Source organism: Streptomyces sp. BBFR2 (genome assembly GCF_044497305.1).
Taxonomy (GTDB): domain Bacteria; phylum Actinomycetota; class Actinomycetes; order Streptomycetales; family Streptomycetaceae; genus Streptomyces.
On the sequence record NZ_CP172415.1, the window covers coordinates 4,105,063 to 4,125,657 of the forward strand.

Annotated in this window: 22 protein-coding genes and 1 tRNA gene; 11 read left to right on the top strand and 12 right to left on the bottom strand. The window is 70.8% G+C overall.

The genetic code is table 11. The features are described from left to right. Positions 1-160 precede the first annotated feature (160 nt). The 10 genes from ACGH2B_RS16575 to ACGH2B_RS16620 all read left to right on the top strand — a co-directional run bounded on the left by ACGH2B_RS16575 (position 161) and on the right by ACGH2B_RS16620 (position 8,054). The gene (locus ACGH2B_RS16575) at positions 161-814 is read left to right on the top strand and encodes an HAD-IA family hydrolase (RefSeq protein WP_399089575.1); all 654 of its coding nucleotides are present in this window, start codon (positions 161-163) and stop codon (positions 812-814) included. Positions 815-903: 89 nt separating this feature from the next. Beyond that, positions 904-2,106, top strand: a complete 1,203-nt coding sequence (locus ACGH2B_RS16580) for a helix-turn-helix domain-containing protein (RefSeq protein WP_399089578.1) — start codon at positions 904-906, stop codon at positions 2,104-2,106. A gap of 194 nt (positions 2,107-2,300) precedes the next feature. Continuing rightward, entirely contained in the window at positions 2,301-2,747 is a 447-nt protein-coding gene (locus ACGH2B_RS16585; protein WP_399089581.1) for a hypothetical protein, read from the top strand. Next, the gene (locus ACGH2B_RS16590; RefSeq protein WP_399089584.1) at positions 2,744-2,938 is read left to right on the top strand and encodes a hypothetical protein; all 195 of its coding nucleotides are present in this window, start codon (positions 2,744-2,746) and stop codon (positions 2,936-2,938) included. Before ACGH2B_RS16585 ends, ACGH2B_RS16590 begins: the two co-directional genes overlap by 4 nt. A gap of 65 nt (positions 2,939-3,003) precedes the next feature. Continuing rightward, positions 3,004-3,891 (top strand): glycosyltransferase family 8 protein, encoded by an 888-nt coding sequence (locus tag ACGH2B_RS16595; RefSeq protein WP_399089587.1) that lies wholly within the window; start codon positions 3,004-3,006, stop codon positions 3,889-3,891. Between the two features lie 41 nt (positions 3,892-3,932). Further along, positions 3,933-4,766, top strand: coding sequence for a phosphotransferase (locus ACGH2B_RS16600; protein WP_399089590.1), 834 nt, complete (start codon positions 3,933-3,935; stop codon positions 4,764-4,766). Further along, a complete protein-coding gene (locus ACGH2B_RS16605) occupies positions 4,766-5,497 on the top strand; it encodes a glycosyltransferase (protein ID WP_399089593.1) in 732 nt (243 codons plus the stop codon). Before ACGH2B_RS16600 ends, ACGH2B_RS16605 begins: the two co-directional genes overlap by 1 nt. Continuing rightward, positions 5,494-6,408, top strand: a complete 915-nt coding sequence (locus ACGH2B_RS16610; protein WP_399089596.1) for a PIG-L deacetylase family protein — start codon at positions 5,494-5,496, stop codon at positions 6,406-6,408. Before ACGH2B_RS16605 ends, ACGH2B_RS16610 begins: the two co-directional genes overlap by 4 nt. Beyond that, the gene (locus tag ACGH2B_RS16615) at positions 6,402-7,016 is read left to right on the top strand and encodes an AAA family ATPase (RefSeq protein ID WP_399089599.1); all 615 of its coding nucleotides are present in this window, start codon (positions 6,402-6,404) and stop codon (positions 7,014-7,016) included. The genes ACGH2B_RS16610 and ACGH2B_RS16615 overlap by 7 nt, the downstream gene beginning before the upstream one ends. A gap of 6 nt (positions 7,017-7,022) precedes the next feature. Continuing rightward, a complete protein-coding gene (locus ACGH2B_RS16620; protein WP_399089602.1) occupies positions 7,023-8,054 on the top strand; it encodes a glycosyltransferase in 1,032 nt (343 codons plus the stop codon). Here the strand turns inward: ACGH2B_RS16620 and ACGH2B_RS16625 are convergent. From ACGH2B_RS16625 to ACGH2B_RS16645, 5 genes are all read right to left on the bottom strand, one after another. After that, positions 8,051-9,136, bottom strand: coding sequence for a phosphotransferase (locus ACGH2B_RS16625; protein ID WP_399089605.1), 1,086 nt, complete (start codon positions 9,134-9,136; stop codon positions 8,051-8,053). The two genes, ACGH2B_RS16620 and ACGH2B_RS16625, sit on opposite strands and share 4 nt — an antisense overlap. A 91-nt stretch (positions 9,137-9,227) precedes the next feature. Further along, positions 9,228-10,937, bottom strand: coding sequence for a mobilization protein (locus tag ACGH2B_RS16630; protein WP_399089608.1), 1,710 nt, complete (start codon positions 10,935-10,937; stop codon positions 9,228-9,230). A 4-nt stretch (positions 10,938-10,941) separates the two neighbouring features. Next, on the bottom strand, positions 10,942-11,298 hold the full coding sequence (locus ACGH2B_RS16635; RefSeq protein ID WP_399089611.1) for a plasmid mobilization protein: 357 nt from the start codon (positions 11,296-11,298) through the stop codon (positions 10,942-10,944). Between the two features lie 412 nt (positions 11,299-11,710). Next, positions 11,711-12,871, bottom strand: coding sequence for a DUF3631 domain-containing protein (locus ACGH2B_RS16640; RefSeq protein WP_399089614.1), 1,161 nt, complete (start codon positions 12,869-12,871; stop codon positions 11,711-11,713). Between the two features lie 661 nt (positions 12,872-13,532). Further along, positions 13,533-13,769, bottom strand: a complete 237-nt coding sequence (locus ACGH2B_RS16645; RefSeq protein WP_399089617.1) for a helix-turn-helix transcriptional regulator — start codon at positions 13,767-13,769, stop codon at positions 13,533-13,535. Positions 13,770-14,422: 653 nt separating this feature from the next. Between ACGH2B_RS16645 and ACGH2B_RS16650 the strand changes: the two genes are divergently transcribed. Continuing rightward, positions 14,423-15,607, top strand: a complete 1,185-nt coding sequence (locus ACGH2B_RS16650; RefSeq protein WP_399089620.1) for a tyrosine-type recombinase/integrase — start codon at positions 14,423-14,425, stop codon at positions 15,605-15,607. Between the two features lie 78 nt (positions 15,608-15,685). Here ACGH2B_RS16650 and ACGH2B_RS16655 read toward each other — a convergent pair whose 3' ends face one another. The 7 genes from ACGH2B_RS16655 to ACGH2B_RS16685 form a co-directional block, all read right to left on the bottom strand. Continuing rightward, on the bottom strand, positions 15,686-16,039 hold the full coding sequence (locus ACGH2B_RS16655) for a hypothetical protein (RefSeq protein WP_399089623.1): 354 nt from the start codon (positions 16,037-16,039) through the stop codon (positions 15,686-15,688). Between the two features lie 111 nt (positions 16,040-16,150). Beyond that, positions 16,151-16,223, bottom strand: a tRNA-Arg gene (locus ACGH2B_RS16660). Between the two features lie 252 nt (positions 16,224-16,475). After that, complete coding sequence (locus ACGH2B_RS16665; protein WP_399089626.1) at positions 16,476-17,714, bottom strand: cytochrome P450; 1,239 nt, start codon at positions 17,712-17,714, stop codon at positions 16,476-16,478. Positions 17,715-18,128: 414 nt separating this feature from the next. After that, positions 18,129-19,523, bottom strand: coding sequence for an NAD(P)/FAD-dependent oxidoreductase (locus ACGH2B_RS16670; RefSeq protein ID WP_399089628.1), 1,395 nt, complete (start codon positions 19,521-19,523; stop codon positions 18,129-18,131). Next, positions 19,513-19,737 carry a ferredoxin gene (locus ACGH2B_RS16675; RefSeq protein ID WP_399089631.1) on the bottom strand — a complete coding sequence of 75 codons (225 nt, stop codon included), beginning with the start codon at positions 19,735-19,737 and terminating at the stop codon, positions 19,513-19,515. Before ACGH2B_RS16675 ends, ACGH2B_RS16670 begins: the two co-directional genes overlap by 11 nt. A gap of 270 nt (positions 19,738-20,007) precedes the next feature. Further along, positions 20,008-20,343 (bottom strand): hypothetical protein, encoded by a 336-nt coding sequence (locus tag ACGH2B_RS16680; RefSeq protein WP_399089634.1) that lies wholly within the window; start codon positions 20,341-20,343, stop codon positions 20,008-20,010. Beyond that, entirely contained in the window at positions 20,340-20,504 is a 165-nt protein-coding gene (locus ACGH2B_RS16685) for a hypothetical protein (protein ID WP_399089637.1), read from the bottom strand. The genes ACGH2B_RS16680 and ACGH2B_RS16685 overlap by 4 nt, the downstream gene beginning before the upstream one ends. Positions 20,505-20,595 lie beyond the last annotated feature (91 nt).

A 20,595-nucleotide genomic window follows, 5' to 3' on the forward strand; every position in this document is an offset into this window, starting at 1 on the left:
CTCGGCGGTGCGGTCGAGGACGATGCTGGGGGCGCGCCATTCGGCGAGGAGGCCGGTGGTGGCGACGATGGGGAGGCCCGCGAGGTGCAAGAGAGGGTGGCGGCCTGGTGGGCGCGGTAGCGTCGCCGGGAGAACACGTCAGGGAAGGAACGATCATCGGATGCCGCACAGGACTGATGTTGCCGACAGGCGCGGCCTGATCCTCGACTTCGCCGGGGTGCTCACGGCCAGTCCTCTCGCCGTTCACCGTGAGTGGTGCGTGTCGGAAGGGCTTGCTCCGGGCGCCTGGCGTAGCACTCTCAACGATCACCCTGAGGGTCGGCGTCTGTACGCGGCTCTGGAGATCGGGGAGATCGGGCAGGCCGAGTGGAACGAGGGAACGGCCGCGCTGTTGGGTGCGCATGTGGATCCGGTGAACCTGATGGGGCGGGCCTGGGCCGGGGTGCCTGTGGCCCGCCGGATGGTCGCGCTCGCGCGTGCCGCGCGGGCCGCCGGTCACCGTCTCGCTCTGCTGTCCAACAGCTTCGGCCTCGACCCGTTCAACCCGTACGAACACGTCGGAATCTGGGACCTGTTCGATGTCCACGTCGTCTCCGAGCTGGTCGGGATGGCCAAGCCTGATCCGGCCATCTATGAGCTCGCCCTGGAACGGATCGGGCTGCCCGCCCAGCGGTGTGTGTTTGTGGACGATCACGCGGTGAACCTTCCGCCGGCGGCCGATCTGGGCATCACCACGGTCCACGTCACGGACGAGGGCGCGGCCGTGGCCGAGCTGGAGGCCCTCCTCGGTGTCACGGCGGTGCTCGCCGCGTGAGTCCGGCTGCGTTCTGAGGAAAGGCTGTCAGACCCGGCGCTCCTGCCAGTACTGTCCGTGTGGGGCCCATCACGCGGAGGTGCTGGAGCATGCAGTGGTCGGAGTACACCACCTCTGAGCGCTTGAAGGCGCTGCGCGGCGGCATGACGCAGGAGCAGTTGGCGGAGGCGGCCGGTGTGTCCGTCGGCGTGGTCCGCAAGCTCGAACGTGGCGGAACGGCTTCCCTGCCGTCCCTGCTGTCGATTGCCGACGCGCTCGGTACGGACATCGCCGTGCTCCTCGGCCAGCAGGCGCCACGGCGTTCCATGGACCGCGATGAGCGGGCCGCGTTGCGCCTGGTCTCCGCAGCCACCCATGACGCAGCTATCGGCATCCCCGCCGAGGTCGAGCCGGGCACCGTCGAAGAGCTCCGCGCCGTCGTCCGTCGCGCGGACGCCGCGTACTGGGGAGGCCGGTACACCGAGCTCGGCACTCTCCTGGGGCGGCTCCTTCCCGAGGCGCGGGCCAGGTTCGACGTGGCCGGTCTCGATGAGCGGGAAGCCGCCGCGGGCGTCTTGACCGACACCTTTCAGACGGCGGGCATGGCCGCCAATGTGCTCGGATCACGAGATCTGGCGTATGCAGCGCTGACGTACGGCCGCCAGATTGCCGTGCAGGGCGGGGATGACCTCCGTGATGCGCACCTCGCCGCCACCACCGCGTGGGTCAATCTCCGCGACGGCCGTACGAAGCAGGGGTTCCTCCTCGCCGCGGCCCAGGCCGACCGGATCGAGCCCAAGATGAGCGAGCACGACCCGGATCGGCTCAGCGTCTACGGCCAGCTCGTCACGAACGCCGCTGTCGCCGCCTCCCGGGGCGGCGCGCACGCCGACAACGCTCGCGAGTACCTCTCCCAGGCCCATGCCGTTGCTGCCCGGATCGGGGACGAGCACGCCCGCGGCTCGCACGCCCAGCCGTACGGGCCGATGTACGCCGCCACACAGGCCATGAGCATCGCCGTGGCCCTTGGCGATACAGCCGGCGCGCTGCGGCTCATGGACACGGTCCGCCTGGACGACACGGTTCCCCTGGCCACACGGGCCCGTTACGGCCTGGACGTCGCCCTCACCCAGGTCGAATGCCGACGGTGGGACGCCGCTGCCGACACTCTCCAGGCCGTCTGCGAGATGGCCCCGGGATGGGTGCGCCACCAGATGCTTCCCGGCGTCATCATCAGCAGGCTCGCCGGTGTGTCCGTCAACCGACTGCGAGGACTGGCGAACTCCGCGGGTGTACCGCTCGGAGTGCGTTGACCTACGAGCCGAAGTACCACGCCCCGTAGTAGGTACGAGCACCCCATCAGCGCGATCGCTACGGGGCATGGCACACCTCCGGGCGACCCTGCTTCCGCTGCCACGGGACATGGCAGTCCGACCGGATACGGAGCCTCTCCACTGCGACGGGCCATGCCTGGGCACGAACTCCGTAGCCCAGCAGCCTGGTGGGCATGCCGAACAACCCGCCCGGCGGACTCGGGCACGTACCCGTCGCCGTCTACTCCTGCGCCACCACCTCCACCGCCCTCGGTGAGAGCGAGGAGCGTGGTCGCTACTACGCCGACGCCCGGCACTGGCATGTCGCCGGTGTCTGGTCCGATCCCGACCCGGCGCTGCCGCTCATGGAGCGGCCGGGTTGGCAGGCTGTCACGGCCGCCCTGTCCGCCGGGATGATCCGGGGCGTCGTCGTCAGCGGCCCGATGCATGTAGCTGCCGACGCCGCCCAGTTCGCGGCTCTCGGCGTTCTCCTCCGCGACCGGGGAGGGTTCTTCGCGGACGCGTCGAGCGGTACCCCAACCCGTCGAACCCCCGGCCAGGCCCGTCGTCGCCGCGACATCGCGGACGCAGCCTCCGGCTGGTTCATGCAGACAAGGACGTACGAGGAGGACGGCTCGTGAGCGCCCGGCACGCCTGGGTCGGCGACCTCGTCCGGGACGGCGGTGGCCGGCGGGCGATCGTCACCGACGTCCGCGTCGGCGGCACCGTGTGGGTTCTGCGACCGCCGACCGGCGGTGGCCCCCACTGGGAGACCGACGACCCCAACGGCCTCGAAATCCTCGCCTGCTCCGAAGCCCGGGACAGGCCGTGAGCGACCGCGCTCGCTGCCGGCTCTTCCATCACGCCCGTGCACCACGCCCGAAAGGCGAAGCCCCCGTGTACGCGTTCGGCCTGTGCATCGACCAGCAGTACCTCGTCCCCGGCCTCGCCGCCCTCGCTGGCCTGGCCGACAGCCTGACCCCGGCGGCCCGCCGCGAAGCTGCCGTACGGGTGCTCACCCTCGACCTGGCCCCGTCGCAGGCACTCCTCCTCGCCGACCTCGCCAAGCGGGCCGGCTTCGGCTCCTTCGACCTCCGTCGATGCGCCCCTCTGCGCTCCTCGCGCATGGCAGACGCCTCGTATATCACCGTCACCACCTATCTGAGGTTCGAGTTCACGCCGAGCTTCGTCCGCCGTCCCTACCTGATCTATGTGGACGCCGACGTGCTCGTATGCGGAGACGTGAGCGAGCCGCTCGGCTCCCTCGGGCCGGACGAGACCGGCGCCGTGCGGGACGAGTTCAACCCGGCCGTCGGCGAGTACCCGGCGCTGCCCGGAGCCGCCGAGCGCTGGCCTCATCTGCGTGGTCGCCCGTACTACAACGCGGGCGTGCTCTGGACCCACACCGGCCACATGCCCCGCATCCGACGAGGCGTCGAGCATGCCCTGATCCACGCCCGGCGCCACATCCTCCACAACGACCAGGACGCCCTGAACCTGTGGCTGCTGCGATCCGGTCGAGTCCGCCCGGTGGCCGGCGGCTTCAACCGGTTCGAGGTCGGCCGATTCCTTGAGCGCGGGAACTGGGTACGCCGGGTCGTCACGCGCTCACTGAAGTCTGATCCGGCCGCCGCCCTCGTGCACTTCGTCGGTCCCCAGAAGCCGTGGCAGGCCGACTGCCCCGTCACGGAAGAAGTCGTCGAATACCGAAGGCACCTGGAAAGGACCATGCGTCACGTACGGCGTCTGGGTGCCGTTGGCGTGGAATGGGCGGGTGTGCGGTGACCGCGGGGGTACCGCCCGCTGTCTCGCGAGCCGTCCTCGCGATGACCGGCGTACCGGCCCGCGCCGCCCACCGCCTGTCCGTCCGTACGCGCACCGTCGTCTACCGGGTGGGCCTGGCCGACGGACGCGGTGTCGTGATCAAGCTGTACGCGGCGACCGCACGCCGCAACGCGATCACGGAGAGCGCGGCCATCCGGACCGTGGCCGACCACGTTCCTGTACCGGGCCTCATCGGATACGGCCCCGTTCCTGGCCACGAGGCGACCGCCCTCGTTACCGCCGACCTCGGTCCGCTCACCCTCGGCAACGCCGTCCGCTCCGGCCGGATCTCCGACGAGCGAGCTTTGAAAGACCTGGCCGGCCTGCTCGGCCGTCTGCACCGGGCGCCCGTCCGGCCGTGGGCCCCGCGCCGGCCGCTCCACGAGCAGGTCACCTCACTGAGCCGCCGCTGCCCGCCCAGCAGTCTCGACCGCATCGCGCCCGCGCTGGCCGCCATCGCCGACGCCGCCCACACGGCGCCCGTGTGGTGCCACGGCGACCTGCACGGCGACAACGTCGTGATCTCCGGCCCCCGAGCCGTCCGTCACCTGGTCGACTTCACCGACGCCGCAGCCGGTCCCCGCGAATCCGACGTCGCCCAGACCCTGGTCATGACCGATGCCCTCTCGACCCTCAGGGCCCGCACGATCACCGATGCCTATCCCCTTGCCCTCGATCACCACTTGTTGGCGGCCTGGGCCGTCTTCCACACCCTCCGCTCCTGGGCGCATTCCTCCACCGGCGACGACCGCGCCTTGTGGGCCCGCCGCCTGGACGATCTCAGCCGGCGGACTCCGCACCTCTTCCGTATGCGCCGCCCGGAAAGGACGCGCTGATGAGCAGCCCTGCCCTGTCGGTAGTGATCCCGGCTTTCAACGAGGCCGCCTACCTGCCCCGTTACCTGCCCTCTGTCCTGGCCTCCCTCGCCCGCTGGGAGGAGGTCACCGGCCGCACGGGCGAGGTGGTCGTCGTCGACAACGCGAGCACCGACGCCACCGCCGACATGGCCGCCTCCTTCGGCGTCCGCGTCGTCACCGAGGCCGTCCGCAACATCGGTCGTGTCCGCAATACCGGAGCGAGCGCCGCCCGCAGCGGACGCCTGTTCTTCACCGACGCCGACGTGGCGCTGCCCCTGGAGGCGGTCACCGCCGCTGCTGCCGCAATGGACGCAGGGGCCGTCGGCGGCGCCATCCCCCCGCTCTACACGCCCGAGCGGCTGGGCGCCCGCCTGCTGTGCGCGTACTGGGACCACTACCGAACCCGCCGCGGCGGAGCCCAAGGCGTCAACCACTTCTGCACCGCCGACGCCTTCCACCACATCGGTGGGTACCGGGACGACCTGTTCATGAGCGAGGACGTCGAGTTCTTCGCCCGACTCACCGCCCACGGCCAGGCCACCGACCGGCCCGTGACCATCCTCGACGAACTGCGCGTACGCCCGTCGACCCGCCGCTACGACCAGTGGTCGAGCCTCCGGATGCTCTGGTGGCAGAACCCCATGACCGCCCGCCTGCGCCTCCGGTCACCCCGCATGTGGCGCCACTGGTACGAGACGACCGTGCGATGACGAAGGAGACCTCTGTGCAGCCCCAGCCCCTGGTCGACCTGCCGGTGCCGGACGGGCACGGCATCTACACCTTCCCCGACGACCTCCACCGCGCCCACCGGACGCACACCCAGCAGCTCGCCGCCCGCCACCGGATCCACGACCACCGCGTCCTGGAAGTGACCGCACCCCACACTCGCGTCCCGTACTACATCGAGGCCCGCACCCCCGTCGGCCGTCAGGTTCTCGTCATCGAGCCCCACCACGACGACTTCGCCCTCTCCGCCTCGGGCACCTTCCTCGCCCACCCCCGACCGCTGACCATCGCCACCGTCTTCACCCGCTCCCGGAGCGTGCGCCCCGCCCTGGAGACCACGTACGCCGACGTCGACACCGTGTCCGAGCTCCGCGACCGCGAGGGGGCCGCCGCGCTCTCACCGTTCGCCGCTCGCCGGTACCTCCTCGGCCACAAGGACGCCGAGCCCCCGTACCGTCCCTACGACCCGGAATTGCTCGACCAGGTCACCGAGGAGCTTCGCCGGATCGCCGTAGCCCACCCCGGCGCCGAACTCCTCGCGCCCGCCGCTGTCACCCGCCACCCCGACCACCTCCTCGTCCACGAGGCGGCCGTCCGCATCGGCTGCACCTGGTTCTGGGAGGACCTCGCCTTCTGGGCGACGTACGCGCTCGCCGGCTGCGACCAGCACCTGTTCCGTACGCGTACGGGGGTGACGATGCGGCCCGAGCTGGTCGACATCACCGACGTCGTGCTCGACAAGGTCACCATCCTGCGGATGCACGGCTCGCAGATGCACCCGGCCCGGAAGATGTACCGGCCGATCCGGCACGCCTTCACCACGGCGGCCGATCTCGTCGACGGAACCAGCCTCTACGCCGAGCGCTTCTACAGGACGGAGGCGCCGACGTGCTGATCATCGCCCTGGAAGGGCCTTCCTACGCCGGTAAGTCCACGGCCGTACGCCACCTCCGCCAGACCGCCCTCGGCTCGCGGGCGTACGTCTCCGACTGCTACGTCGAGCACATCGCCCACCGCGACGACATCCCTCCGGCCCGCACCGACTCGGAGGCCGCCCAACTCGCCGCCTTCGAGAGGTTCATGGAAATCGAGGCCATCCGCGTCGCCGAGGCCGCCGCGAGCGGCAGGCAGCTCGTCATCCTCGACCGCTCCGTGGACACCCTCCTCGCCCACGCGTACGCCCTGGACGCCCTGTTCGGGCATGGCGTCCACCACCAGCTCCGCCACCGGCTCAAGACGCTCCCGTTCCTGCGCCCCGACCACACCCTCTACCTCGACGTACCGGCGGGGACGCTCCACCTCCGCCGAAAGACCGTCGGCCACACCGCCGCCGAGTCCGAGTACTTCCTTCACGAGGCAGGCTTCCTCCGCCACGCCCGCGATTACTTCGTCCACACGCCCCGCCGACCCGTGACGCAAGAGCTCACGGTCCTGGCCGCCGACGCGGGACCGGGGGGAGTCGCCCAGGCCGTGGAAGCCCTAGTCGGCTTCTGGGCGAGGTGACCGCCGATGCCCACCGCTCTCTTCACCTGGCGCCGCACCCCGCCCCCGTTCCTCATCGGCGGCGCCGAGGTCACCCAGCAACTCCTCGCCGAGGAACTCGCCGCCGCCGGTTGGCACGTCACCTACCTCGGCTCGCACGAGGCGCCCTGGGACGGAGCCACCCAGCTCCCCGACATGCGTGCCCACCTGGACAAACATCGTGTCCCGTACGACGAAGAAGAGGGCGCCCTGCGCTACCGGTGGAGCGGGGTCGAGTGCGTGGCGTTGACGCAGGACAACGTGGAGCACGTACTCGACGGCCTCCTGCGCGACCTCCACCCCGACATCGTGTTCACCTCGCAGGAAGGCTCGGCGCAGCTTGCCGCGCAGGCCCGACCGATCGCGCTCGTCGTCGGCCTCCTGCACTCCGTCTCCGCCACCGGCTTGGGGGTCCTCGCCGGCCGACCCCACTACGGCCTCGCCGTGTCGGATTTCGTCCGGGCACGTGCACCCCACACGCCTGGAACCCGGCTGGCCGTGATGTACCCGCCGTTCGCACTGCCCGGGGAGAGCTTGGGTGAGGCCCGCACCGCGTCCGTACTCATGATCAACCCCATCCCCGCCAAGGGATCCGAGCTGCTGCACCAGATCGTCCGTCTCATGCCCGAACAGCACTTCACCCTGGTCGAGGGCTGGTGGGACGCCTCAGCCGACTTCGTGTCCTATCCGAACGTCACGTACGTGCCCCGCGTCTACGACATGGAGCCGTTGTACCGCGGTCACCGACTGCTGCTGGTCCCGTCCACCGTGGAAGACGCCTTCCCCCGCGTGATCGTCGAGGCCGCCCTCCACGGTGTCCCGACCATCGGCACCGACAAGGGCGGCATCCCCGAAGCCATCGGCGGCGCCGGGATCGTCCTGCCTGCCACCGCCGGCCCCGAGGCGTGGGTGCGAGCGATCCGAGACACCGACCACGAATCGCTGGGGGAGCAGGCCCGCACCGGAGCGGCACGGTTCACCCGCCCGTGCCTGCCGGAGCTCCGGGAACTGGGGATCTAGAGAGCGCCGCCGAACGCCCGCTCCACCTCGTCGAGCCGCTCCGTCCACCAGTGAAGGAGCGCCTCGTCGGCGATGAAGAGGTCGTCGCAGGAGTGGTCGCCCCGGTCGTAGTGGAATTCGAGCTGCCAGAAGTCCGTCATCCGCTTCCACCACAGGCGGCGCGCGGCGTCGAGCAGCGCGGCCGGCTCCAACGGGACCACCGACCGGTAGCCGCTGACGAAGGCCGACACCCGCTCCAGGTCGAAGACGCCCTCCACCCCGAACTGCACCTGCGCGGTGCGGACGACCTCTTCCGCGTACGGGCGGACGCCCAGCCGGTCCCAGTCCAGGACGGCAACCAGTTCGCCGTCCGCCCAGAGGAGGTTCCGGTACTGGAAGTCACCGTGCGTCCAGCCGTGCGGGCCCGCGGGGGTGTCTCCCTCGGGGCGCAGGTGGGCGTGCTTGTCGAGGAGGATCTTGCGTTCTTCGAGGGCGACGCCCGCAGCTGCGTCGAAGCTGTCGCCCGTGCCCCGGGCCGACACCACTCCGGCAAGCCGATCGGCTTTCTGGACGGCTCGGCCGACGCCCGTCACCTCAGCGGTGACCGAGGTCGGCACGGCCGGCATCCCGGCCTCATCGACCGCCCGGTCGAGTGCCGTATGGAGTCCCGCGAGGTGTGCACCGAGCTCGGACGTCTGCGCCGGCGACAGGTCGGTTCCGCGAATGTGCTCCCCGGACGACCAGGGAAACAGGCAGTAGACACCACCGCGGACCTCGGCGATCAGATCACCGTGGACGGTGGAGACCGGGGCGCATGCGGGGACTCCGTACGAAGCCAGGACAGGAAGGACCGCGAGGTTGCGACGCAGTCGATCGAGCGGCACGTCCGTGACCCGCTTGAGGACGAACCTCCCGGCCCGGGTGTCCAGCCGCCAGTTCACGTTCATGAGGCCATCGGCCAGGTGCTGCCGATCCAGCACTTCGTCGATGCCGTAGGCCCTGATCAGCTCGGCAAGATCAGCTGCGGGGATGCGCGTCCTGTCCGCCCCACTCGTGTCGGTCACCCAGGCGACGATACGGGGGTCGGCTGCCCCGACGCACAAGGATCACTGGACTGTGGGGTGGTGCGCCTTGTGTCCGGGGGGGCATTCAGTGACGGCTGCGGCCTGTTCCGTTTCGGATCAGCTCAACTGATCAACGTCGTCGCACGTGCGGTGGCTGCTGCTGTGCGGCGGCCGGTGTGGCTGCTGGCGGGTGGGGCGTGGTGGTGGCGAGCCGTGTGGTGCTGCGGGCCATGGCTGCCTGGGCGCGGGGGCCGGGTGTGTGGCGTTGGCCGAGGCGCTGGATGCGCCAGGTCAGGGTGCGGGCGGGGTTGCGTGCGTCGTCGCGGGTGCGGTGGCCGAGGGCCCGGTCGAGGAGGTTGCCCAGGTTGTGGCCGGCTGCTTCCGCGTCGGCGAGGACGGTGGCGAGGGCGTCCCAGGCAGGGGCCTGCAGGATGCGTTCGGCATACTCGGGGACGGCCTGCTGGAGGTGTCGGGCGTAGCGCTGCCTGGCCTGGATGCCGGGGGTGCGGTGGGCGAGGCCGTCCAGGACCGGAACTGCGATGTGTGCGTGGGCGGTCTGGAGGTGGACGAGGGTCTGCTGGGCTGCCGCTTCCTGCTGGGCGTGCTGGTGGGTGCGGTGCCAGTGCCTCGCGAACGCCACGGCGATGAGGGCGGCGTCCAGGAGCATCGCCAGTCCGGCGCCGTCTCGTGCGGCGGCGGGGGTGCGCAGGATTGTCTGGATGCTGTGGCGCAGGACTTGGGCGCTGTCGAGGTCGGCGGCGATACGGGAGCGAGTGGCGCGCTCGAAGACGGCGGCGGCACGTTCGAGTTCGACCCTCGCCGCAGCTGGTGCGGTGAGGGGCAGCAGATCAAGGGCTCCGCCGAGGGCGACGAGCTGGCCCTGGACGATGCGGTCGTCGCCGTGTGTGACGTGGTCGGGGATGCGTTCGGTGGCGGCGGTGGCCTGGTGCCAGGGGTCGGTCGGACGGACGGTTATGGGTTCGGGGCTGGTGGCGGTGAGGCGGTGGCGGATCTTGGGCAGGGAGAGATCGCCGGCGAGGGTGGAGCCGGAGAACCACACCCGCTTGCCCTCCTTGTTGAGGTCGCCGGGCAGGGCGACGCTGTAGCCGAGGACGTCGCCGGACGGGCCGGTCTTGGGGCGTACGTCGACGCCGGTCGCCTCCAGCAGCGCGAAGAACTCCGTCTCGCTGGAAGCGGCGGCCACCGCGCGGCGGACACGCCGGCGCAACATCTCGCGGGTCGTGATGTTCTGGCCTTGGCGCTTGGCCTTGAAGTGTTCCTTGCTGGTGGGGCGTTTGGCAGCGGTGCCGTCGCCAGGGTTGAGGCGGCGCAGGCCGAGGTCGGCTTCGATCTTTCGGGCTTCGCGTTGGACGGCGCGGATGTCGTGGTCGCGGCGGGGGCGGCGGCCGTCCTGACGTACGAGGGTGGCGGCGATGTGGATGTGGTCGTCGGCATGGCGGACCGCCACCCAACGGCAGGCTTCCTCGTCGCCTTCGGGGGCGATGCCGGCGGCGGCCACGATCCGTCGGGCGATGTCCGCCCACTGGGCGTCGGTGAGGATCGGGTCATCGGGAGCGGCCCGGACCGGGCAGTGCCACACGGTGGTCGTAGGAGCCTTGTCGCCGAGCATCTTCAAGGGCTGGTCGAGCTGCGCGGCGAGCTGCTCCTCGACCTGCTTCGGGTTGCGGTGGGGGCTGCGGCCGGGGTCGGGGGCGAAGCCGTTCCAGGACGCCACGAGGTGCGGGTCGGTGTGCTCGTTGGCGCTCCCCGGGCCGTAGAGGTAGCCGATCAGACGGCGTGTGGCGCGCTCGCCCTTGCCGAGGATGATCTTCGGGATCATGCGGTCACCGCCCCGAAGCCACTTGGGAGACGGCCACGTCCACGTCGCCGATCGACGCCTCGACCCGGTCCAGCAGCCGGGCCACGATGTCCGGTGCGGGCCACGCGCCGTCCTTGTTGAGGTGCCAGGCGAGCTGGTTGAGATTGCCACCGATCTTGGCGAGCTGCCTGTTCGCGGCCATCAGCGCCTTGACCATGGCGCGGTAGTCGGCGACCGCAGCCGAGGGGTCGTCGGAGCGGGCAGCGGCGAGCGAGGTCTCGGCGACGTAGCCGCCGACAGGCATACGGCTGAGGCCGGCGGCTGTCGTGAGGAGGGCGAACTCGTCGTCGCTGTAGCGCGGGTGTACGCGCTTCTCACGCAACGTGGGCTCACGCAGACGACGACGAGGCGCAAGTGGCTGCGTGGCCCCTCCCACAGTCGGCTCCCCCGGGCCGGCCAACTCCGGCGCCCCCTCGGCGCCGAACGCCTCCGCCTCCTCCGGGGCGGAGGCCGGGTAAGGACTCCTTACCCGACAACTTGCTCCGCTGTCCTGAGTCGAGGAGATGAGTGTCTGCTGCTGAGCTGCGGGGAGTTCAAAGCGCTGTTCAGGCATGGTGGCTCCAGTGGTGACAGGTACCATGTCCCATCCGTCGCACGCGTCCCATGCCTGGTCAGCGCAGGTACGGATACGCGGGCAGGTACGGACATGTGCGTCCCGGTGAGTGCATCCGTCCCCGAGCTGACCTGCACAGGGACGGATGCGACGCAGTGATACGGACCCAGGGGGACGCGGGTTAGCGGGCGCGTGTGGGGCCGGAAAGACCGCCGGGCGGGCCGATGGGTAGCGAGCCCGAGGGCGCCGCGGGGAGCTTGCTCCGGGACGGGGGTGCAGCAGCGGACGTCTCGGCGAGGTCGGGGCAGTGTCGTGCCCAGGGATCCACGAAGCGATTACGTGCGTATGCCTTGGCCTGCTTACCTTGCTCGAACCGGTAGTTGGCGGGGCGGATACCGAAGTCACGGAGCATGGCGCTCAGGTAGTAGGCGTTGAGCCCCTTGTTGCCGTGCTCCGCCCAAGGGGCGTCGGCGTCCTGGAGCAGGTCGGCGACCAGAGTCTGTGAAGGTAGGGCCTCGGGGTTGCCGTGTTCCTGGAAGATGCGGTGGATGTCGCGCAGCAGCCGCGTCTTCAGGCTGGTCTGTTCGTCCTGGACCGCCTCGTACCGGGTCATCGCTACGCAGGCTGCACGGGCACGTGCAGGCCAGTGGCCGCCGGCCAGGCCGGCGATGATCACCAGTGGCTCCCAGGTGTCCGCCGCCCGGTCCTCCACCGGCATCACCGGCACTCTGTGGGAAGCCGCGCTGCGCAGCGGCCCCAGCCAGGCCGCCAGCCTGTCACGCAGTGAGTTGAGTTCGGGCACCGAGAAGCGCGAACGGAACGGGGCGACCTTCTCCGTCGGCTTGCGCTTCTGCATTCGCAGCACGACGGCCCGGTCCATGATCGTGTCCGGCAGGTCTCCGATGCCCGCTAGCGCGGCCATGGCGAAGGTGGGGTACGCGGTGGGCTTGTGCTCGGGGCCAGAGATACGCCAGGCGGGCCGGTTGCGCTGGTGCCCGGCGTTCAGCAGGCCGCGCAGGTCCTCCTTGTCGCCGGCCTTGGGGCCGAAGATGGTGTCGGCCTCGTCCACCAGCAGTGTCGGCGGGTTCTTGCCGATGACGCGGAAGACGACCGCAGGCGAGGTGTTCACCGTCATCATCGGTTGGTGCACGGTCTCGTGGAGCACGTCCAGGACACGGGACTTGCCGCATCCCTTGGTCGGGCCCACCACCGCCAGTCGCGGCGCGTGCTGCAGAGCGGTCTGGATGTGTGTGGCCGCCACCCACAACGTGACCGCTGTCAGCGCCTCCTCGCTCGGCAGCACCACGTACTTGGCGACTGCCGCCCGCACCTCATCCAGCACTTCCGCGCCGTCGCCGGAATCCTGTTCCGCTGGGCCTGCCGGTCCCCGAGGAGGCCGGAGATCTGTCTCGTGCTCCGGTCCCGGTGAGCTGACGGGACCGGCCTCGTTCTGCTGGCCGGTGCCCGCTTCGGGACCGACGGTCCCCGGCGGTCGGTGGGGACCGCGCTCGCGGTCCCCGTCCCGGTCCCCTGGCGTAGCGCCGACCTTCTGGGGACCGGTCCCCACGCCAGCACTGTTGACCTGCGCGTTTGCATCCGATGCGGGCCCGGGGACCGCAGCTTGCGGGGACCGTGAATCGGGCACGTCGCGGGGACGGTCCCCAACGGCGGCCTCGGGCGGAGATTGGGGACCGCGCGCTTCTGCATCCAGCGGGGGTTCGTCGGTCCCCGATTCCGGGGACCGTGTGTCCTCCTGGTTTCCGCGGCGCCAGGGGATGCCTTCGCCGGGGACCGCGGGGGTCGGCCACTTGGCGGGCGAGGTGTTCGTGGTGATGCGGGACGTAGAGTCCTCCATAGGCGTTCCTCTCCGGTGAGGGGCAGGACGGGCAAGGTCCCGCCCCTCACCAGCTCGTTCGATCAGGGATGGGCAGTCGGCAGGGGAGTCTTCGGCCCTCGGCGTTGGCTCGCCGGGGGCCGCTTCGTTGTCCGGGCCAGACGTGGGGTTACGCCGTGAGGTCGTACGACGTTTGGGAATCCAGCCATGCGTCCACCTCCTGCCAGCGGTAGCGCAGGTGACGGCCGACCTTGTGGACGTTCGGGCCGGTGCCCCGGTACTTCCACTGATAGAGGGTCTTCACCGGCACCCCGAGGTACGCGGCGACTTCCGCAGGGGCGGCAAGCGGACCGCGCTGGGCAGCCGCAGCAGTGGCAGGGGCGCGACGGGGAGAGGGCTTCGGCACAGGGCTCCTTTTCGTTCTGGATAACAGGTAGGGGGACACCTCCAAGCTGCCCGGCGAGGGGTGCGGGATCAGTTCTAAATCCTCGGTCAGAGCAGCGGAGGGCAAAACTGTAAGGGTGAATCGCCGGTCGCAGAAATTTCTCTCGCGGGGTCGGAAATTTTTCTGCCGCCGGGCTATCGTCCGAGGTGCCGGAATTCGATACCTCTGCAGTTCAGAGGTGAAATGCAGAGGTCGGGACGAGTGCGGTGAGGCCCCGACCAATGCGACCGATAGGTGGCTAAATCGGTCATATCTGAGAAGGGGTGGAAAGATAGCACAGGCTTCTCGCTGAATCTGCTCGTGAGGTATCAGAATTCGACGAGATGAACGCCACTTCCTTCTGGGGCGACTTCTGTGGAGTTTGTGAACCAACTCTTGCCAAGGGACCCGAATGCGAGTTAAAGCTATCCGTCATGGCAACTCGACCCCACAGAATTCGGCCCGCTGGCTTCCGCGCCGCCCGTGCCGTCGCGCACGAACGTCTCGCCCTCGGTCTTCCTTCCGCTCTCTTGCTCCTACCGATTTCCACGGTGTCCGGTGACGACCGGAGGGGGTGCTAGTTGGCGCGCGTCTGGATTGAGGACCGCACCGCTCACGCGGCGTACACACGGGCCGTGGCACAGGCCAAGCGGGCAGGCCGCACCCCACCTGGGCGCTACCGCGTGCGCTGGTACGACCCCGATGGCAAGCCGAAGATGAAGACGGTGGCCCGCAAGGTTGATGCCGAGGCGGAGCGGACGAGGGTGGAGTCCCGCCTCGGCGATGGCACATACCGTGATCCGGCCGCGGGGCGTGTGAAGCTGGCGGAGGTGGCAGAGTCCTGGCTGGCGGCGCAGGTCCACCTCAAGCGCTCAACCCGTAACCGCTACCGGGGTGTTCTCGACGTCCATGTGATCCCGAAATGGGGCTCCACCCCGTTGGACCGCATCCGTTTCGAAGATGTCTCCGAGTGGCTCGCCGAGATGCTGTCCGGCGAAGCGGCGGGTGGCAGGAAGCTCAGCCCCCGCTCGGTCCGCAAGGCGTACGTCGTCCTCAGCCGTGTGCTCGGTTTCGCGGTCAAGTCCCGCCGCCTGGCCTTCAACCCGGCCGTTGGCGTAGCCCTGCCGAAGCCGGTGCCGGCCGACCACGTCTACCTAGACGACATGCAGGCTGAGGCGTTGGCGGACGCCGCAGGCGCGTACCGCGTCTTCATTCTTCTGCTTGCCTACACGGGCTTGCGCTGGGGCGAGGCGTCCGCGCTGAAGGTGGGCCGCGTCGACCTCGACGCGTGCCGCGCGCACATCGTCGAGGCGTACGTCGAGGACAACGGCAAGCTCTACCTCGACAGCCCGAAGAACCACGAACGCCGGTCCGTGCCGATCCCGCGGTTCCTCGTCGAGGAGTTGAAGCTCCACGTCGACGGACGAGGAGAGGGTGAGCTCCTGTTCACCGCACCGCAGGGCGGCCCGCTGCGGGCCCGCAACTTCCGGCAGCGGTTCTTCGTACCGGCGGTCACCAAGGCGGACCTCGGCCACCTCGAGCTCACTCCGCACAAGCTGCGGCACACGGCGGCCTCGCTCGCCATCGCCAGTGGCGCGGACGTCAACGTCGTCCAGACCATGCTCGGCCACAAGTCCGCGACCCTGACGTTGGACACCTACGGCCACCTCTTCCCCGACCGCCTCGACGAGGTCTCGAAGAAAATGCACAAGCGCCGCGCCAAGCAACTGGCCAAGGCGAAGGCCAAGCTGGAGAAGGCGGAGAGGAAGGCGCGCGAGGCCGCAGGTGTGGTGGCAGACCTGGAGGGCGTCGCAGTGTGACGGCTGCCCGATCCGTGCCGAGGTACGCAAGGAACTGCCCGACAGAGCAGCGGGCAGCATCCGGCGCCAGGGTGCCGCTCAGCTGTTACTCGGCCTCTGGTTCATGTGCGGTCGCATGAGGGCATCCACTGCCTCGGCAGCGTTGCGCATTGCCACTCGACTGATCTCTTCGGGGACCTTGCGGTCGTCGTAGACGAAGAGACGTCCGTCGACGAGCTGGGTCTTCGGCTGCCAGTCGAGGCGGCGGCCCGCCTCGCGGGCGGCACGCCGTACGTCCTTGAGCTCGCCCATCTCTTCGAGGTCGCTGCTGCCCAGGATCAGCTGCCCGTAGTAGCCCTGGTAGCCGGGCTTCAGCTCAGCCTCCATGAGGCTCTCCAGGCGGTCGACCAGGTTGTCGTAGCGGCGCTTGGCCAGTTCGTCCTTGGCGGGCATCGCGGTACAGCTCCCCCTTGGCGCACACCCCATGTGTGCCAAATCCGTGCCGGAAGCCAGAGGCCCTGTCGCCCCAACGGGTGACAGGGCCTCTGACCTGCTACTTAAACGTGCCCCCGGCAGGATTCGAACCTGCGACACCCGCTTTAGGAGAGCGGTGCTCTATCCCCTGAGCTACGGAGGCGTGCGGCCCGCGGAAGACACGGCGGGCAGCCCTGGACAGGGTAGCGGATGCGGGTGGGGGCGCGGGGAGCGGTTGACGTGCGGAGGCAGGGCCGGGGACAGGGGCAGGGACAAGACGTCGGACATGCCGGGTGCCGGGTGCGGACGCCACCTGCCAGACCTCGGGCGGCGGCTTCGCCGGGCAGAGGGTGCCGGGCGTCGGCGAAGGCGGACCGAGCCGGCCGCCTTTCCGCCCCTACGCTCCCCGCGCCCCCTACGCCCCCACCCCCTCCACCACCACCGGCAGGTGCCGTGGTCCCCTCAGGACCGCGTTGCGGCGGTACGGCGGGGGGTCCTCGGCCAGGCGGGGGTTTTTGAGGCGGCGGGTGAGTTCGGTGAGGGCGATTTGGGTTTCCAGGCGGGCGAGGGGGGCGCCGAAGCAGGTGTGGATGCCGCTGCCGAAGCTGAGGTGTTGGTTGTCGGGGCGGTCGGGGTGGAAGGCGTCGGGGTCGGGGAAGCGGTGGGGGTCGCGGTTGCCGGAGGCGAGGAGGAGCCAGAGGGAGGCGCCTTTGGGGATGGTGGTTCCGGCGATGTCGATGTCGGTCAACGTGGTGCGCTGGGGGAGGAATTGGACGGGGGGATCGAAGCGGAGGAGTTCCTCGACGAAGGGGGCGGCGAGGGCGGGGTCGGTGCGGAGGCGGTGGAGGAGGGCGGGGTCGCGGAGGAGGGCGAGCATGCCGTTGGTGATGAGGTTGACGGTGGTCTCGTGGCCGGCGATCAGCAGGAGGGCCGCGGTGCTGACCATCTCCAGGGAGGACATCCCGCCGTCGGGCCCGTGGTCGGTGGCCATGGCGGAGAGCATGTCGTCGCGGGGGGCGCGGCGGCGTTCCTCGATGAGTTCGGAGAGGTAGGCGGCGAGGTCGGCGCGGGCCCGGCGGACGGTCCGTAGCTGGTTCTCGCGTTCCTCGGGGGTGCCGTGGACGGGGTCGAGACCGGCGGCGAGGGTGTCGGCCCAGACGTGGAAGCGGGGCTCGTCCTCGCGCGGGACGCCGAGGAGCCGGCAGATCACCGTGACGGGGAAGGGGTAGGAGAAGCTGTCGACGAGGTCGAGGTGGTCCCGGTCGTGGAAGCCGTCGATGAGGTCGGTGACGATGGTGGTCAGTTCGCCCCGCATGCCGGAGACGCGGCGGGGGCTGTGCGGGGGGCCGAACGGGCGCATCGCCAGTCCGCGCAGCCGGTCGTGTTCGGGCGGGTCGAGGCGCAGGAACGTCGGCGGCAGGTTCGGGTCCTCCTCCTGGCCCAGGGCCGCGGCGGCCTCCGGGTTGAGGTTGCGGGCGTCGGAGCTGACGCGCGGGTCGTGCAGCAACTCCTGGATCTCCCAGTACGTGCTGACCAGGTAGGCGCCGGTCTCGTCCCGTACGACGGGGGTCTTCCGTAGCTCCGCGTAGAGGGGGTAGGGGTCGGCGCGGTGGGCGGGGTCGAGGATCTGCCGCAGGAGGGCGACCGACGTCATGGGGGTTCCTTCCGGGCTGTGAACGGGCGTTTTGAGGGGCGTCGTTGCGGTCGTGGGGCGGGGGCGGTGCCGTGGAGCTACGAGGACGGGCCCGGGCCGGTGGCGTGCGGGGAGAGTTCCGCGGGCCGGGGCCCTGGGGCGCGGGCCCGGTCGCCCCTGCGGGCCGGGCGTGGCGTGGTGCCACGAGGGGCGGTCCCGGCGCGCGGTGGGTGGGGGGCGAGGCTCCGGGAAGGCCGGTGGCGCGGGGCTTCGTGGCGGGCGCTTCCGTGGTGCGGGGGACTGGGCTCGGGGTTGCGGGGGCGGGGCCGAGGGGATGCCGCGCGGTGCCGGGCCGAGGCTTCGTGAGGGCCGGTGCTCGGGCCCGGCGGTGGCGGGCGTTTCCGCGTCGCGGGGGCCGGGCGCGTACCCCCGGGGTCACGCGCGTCGTGGGGTGAACGAGAGGCGGCGGTCGGTGGGGGAGTGGCCGCTGAGGGTGACGGTGGGGCCGTGGGTGGGGAGGGACGGGTCGGGGAAGCCGGCGGCCACCGGGTGGAGTCCTTCGGGGCGCCGGTCGACGGTGGGGAACTCCGGGGGGAAGGGGGCCGCCCGTTCGATCTGCCGCTCGTAGAACTCCAGCCATTTGCCCTGGTCGAAGGTGACGGCGGCGATGACGCGCCCCTGGTGTCCGTAGACCGCGGTGAAGTGGCGGTCGGTCAAGGAGCCCTGGGTGACGAGGAGTTGGTCGGCCATGGGCGGGACGCCGACGGACTTGATGTTGACACCGAACTGCGCGGACCAGAACGACGGCATCCACAGGTGCGGGCGGCGGTCGGTGCTCGCGCTGATCATGTTGTGGGCGGCCGTCGCGGCTTGGGCGACGGCGTTGCCCCAGTGCTCCAGGGAGAGGAACTGGTAGCCGAAGAGCGGGTGCGGGGAGCGGGCGACGTCCCCCGCGACGAAGATGTCGTCGGTGACGATGCCCCGGACGTCGAAGGCGCGGCAGCCGGCGTCGCAGGCGATGCCGCGCGGGCCCGCGCCGAGGCCGGAGCCCGCGAGCCATTCGGTGTTGCGGGTCGCGCCCAGGCAGACGACGACCACGTCCGCGTCGAGGGCCGTACCGTCCGAGAAGTGGGCGCGTCGCACCCGCCCGGCGGAGTCCCCTTCCAAGCCGGTGACCTGCACTCCGCAGCGCAGATCGACGCCGTTGGCGCGGTGCAGGGCGGCGGCGGTCTCGCCGATGACGCCGCCGAGCGCGCCGGAGAGCGGGGCCGGGCCGCGTTCCGCGACGGTGACCGGCAGGCCCCGCTCGCGGCAGGCGGAGGCGATCTCGGAACCGGTGAATCCGGCGCCGATGACCAGCACCCGGTGCGGTCCGGCGGACAGCCGGCGGTGCAACCGCGCCGCGTGGTCGCGGGTGCGCAGCACGAACACGCCGTCCAGGTCGGACTCCAGCTCGTGCGGCCAGGGGCGGGAGCGGACGCCGGTGGCGATCAGCAGCCGGTCGTAGGGGACGGTGTCGCCGTCGGCGAGCGTCACCCGCTTGGCCGCCGGGTCCAGGGCGGTGGCCGCGGTGCCGAGCCGCCACCGGGCGTCGAGCGCGCGGCTTCGCGGCAGCGCCGTGTGGTCCGCGGGGACGTGGCCCATCAGCACCTGTTTGGACAACGGCGGCCGGTCGTACGGTTCGTGGGGCTCGTCACCGATCAGCGTGAGCGTGCCGCGGAAGCCTTCCGCGCGCAGCGTCTCGGCGGCCCGCAGGCCCGCCAGGGAGGCGCCGACGATGACGATGCGGCCCTCGCGGCGGAAGGTCTCCAGGTGGCTCTCACCCGGCATGGCGGTCACCCGCCGGTGCCAGGTCCGCGTCCTCGACGGTGATGGCCCGGACCGGGCAGGCGTACGCGGCCCGCAGCACCTCCGGGCGCCGTTCCTCGCCGGGCTGCGGGTCGTACATCAGAGCTTCCGCGCCGTGCAGGGTGAACACATCGGGTGCGAGGAAGGCGCACTGCGCGTACCCCTGGCACCGGTTGAGATCGACGACCAGCCTCATCGGGTCTTTGCTCCTTCGCGAGGTGACCGTGCGCGCCTGCCGCCCCCGCCCCTCGGCGCGCACGCCGGAATCCGCCCGCCCCGCTCCAGCATCGGAGGGGGCCGTGGGCGGTGCACTCCGGTCGATGCGACGGGGTGACCTGCCGGGCGGGGGTGGGGCGGGGAGGAGACGGGCGGCGCCCCGGCCGGGGTACGCGTGGCCGGGTGATGTGGCGGTGCCGGTGGTGCGGTTCGCCGCGGTGGCTCACGGCGGGCGGCTGCGCGCCGCCGGTCAGCCGCCGATGTGCCAGCTCACGGTGGCGTCGGCGGCGGTCAGCGCGGCCAGGATGATCAGGTCGGCGGCGCCGAGGGCGAGCCCGAGGACGGCGCGGCCGCGGCGCCGGGTGCGGCGGGCCAGCGCGAGGCCGCCGAGGATGAGGGCGCACGGCCCCAGGACGACGTTGAAGACCAGGGTGCCGAGCAGTCCGAGGACGAAGGACGCGACGGCCATCCCGTCGGCGGACCCGGCCCGTGCGCGGCCCGGACCGGCGGCCGGACCGCTCCCCGCGGTGTCCGGGGAGTGCGGTGCGGTGTCCTGCGGGCGGTCGGTGAGCGTGGCGGGGGTCATCGGGAGGCCCCCTTGGCGGAGTTGCGGCGTTCGCGTACGGAGAAGACGAGCAGCCAGCCGGCGATGACGGCGGCGGCGAGGAGAGTGACGGAGACCGGGAGGTGTGCCGCGGCGCCCAGCAGGATCCCCATCATGAGGAGGGCTGCGACGAGAAAGAGCATCGATCTGCCTTTCCAGTTCGGAGGACAGTTGTTCACTCACTTCCCTCAGTGTAGGGGTTCCCCGGGTGGAGAAGTTCGGAGAACGCTTGTT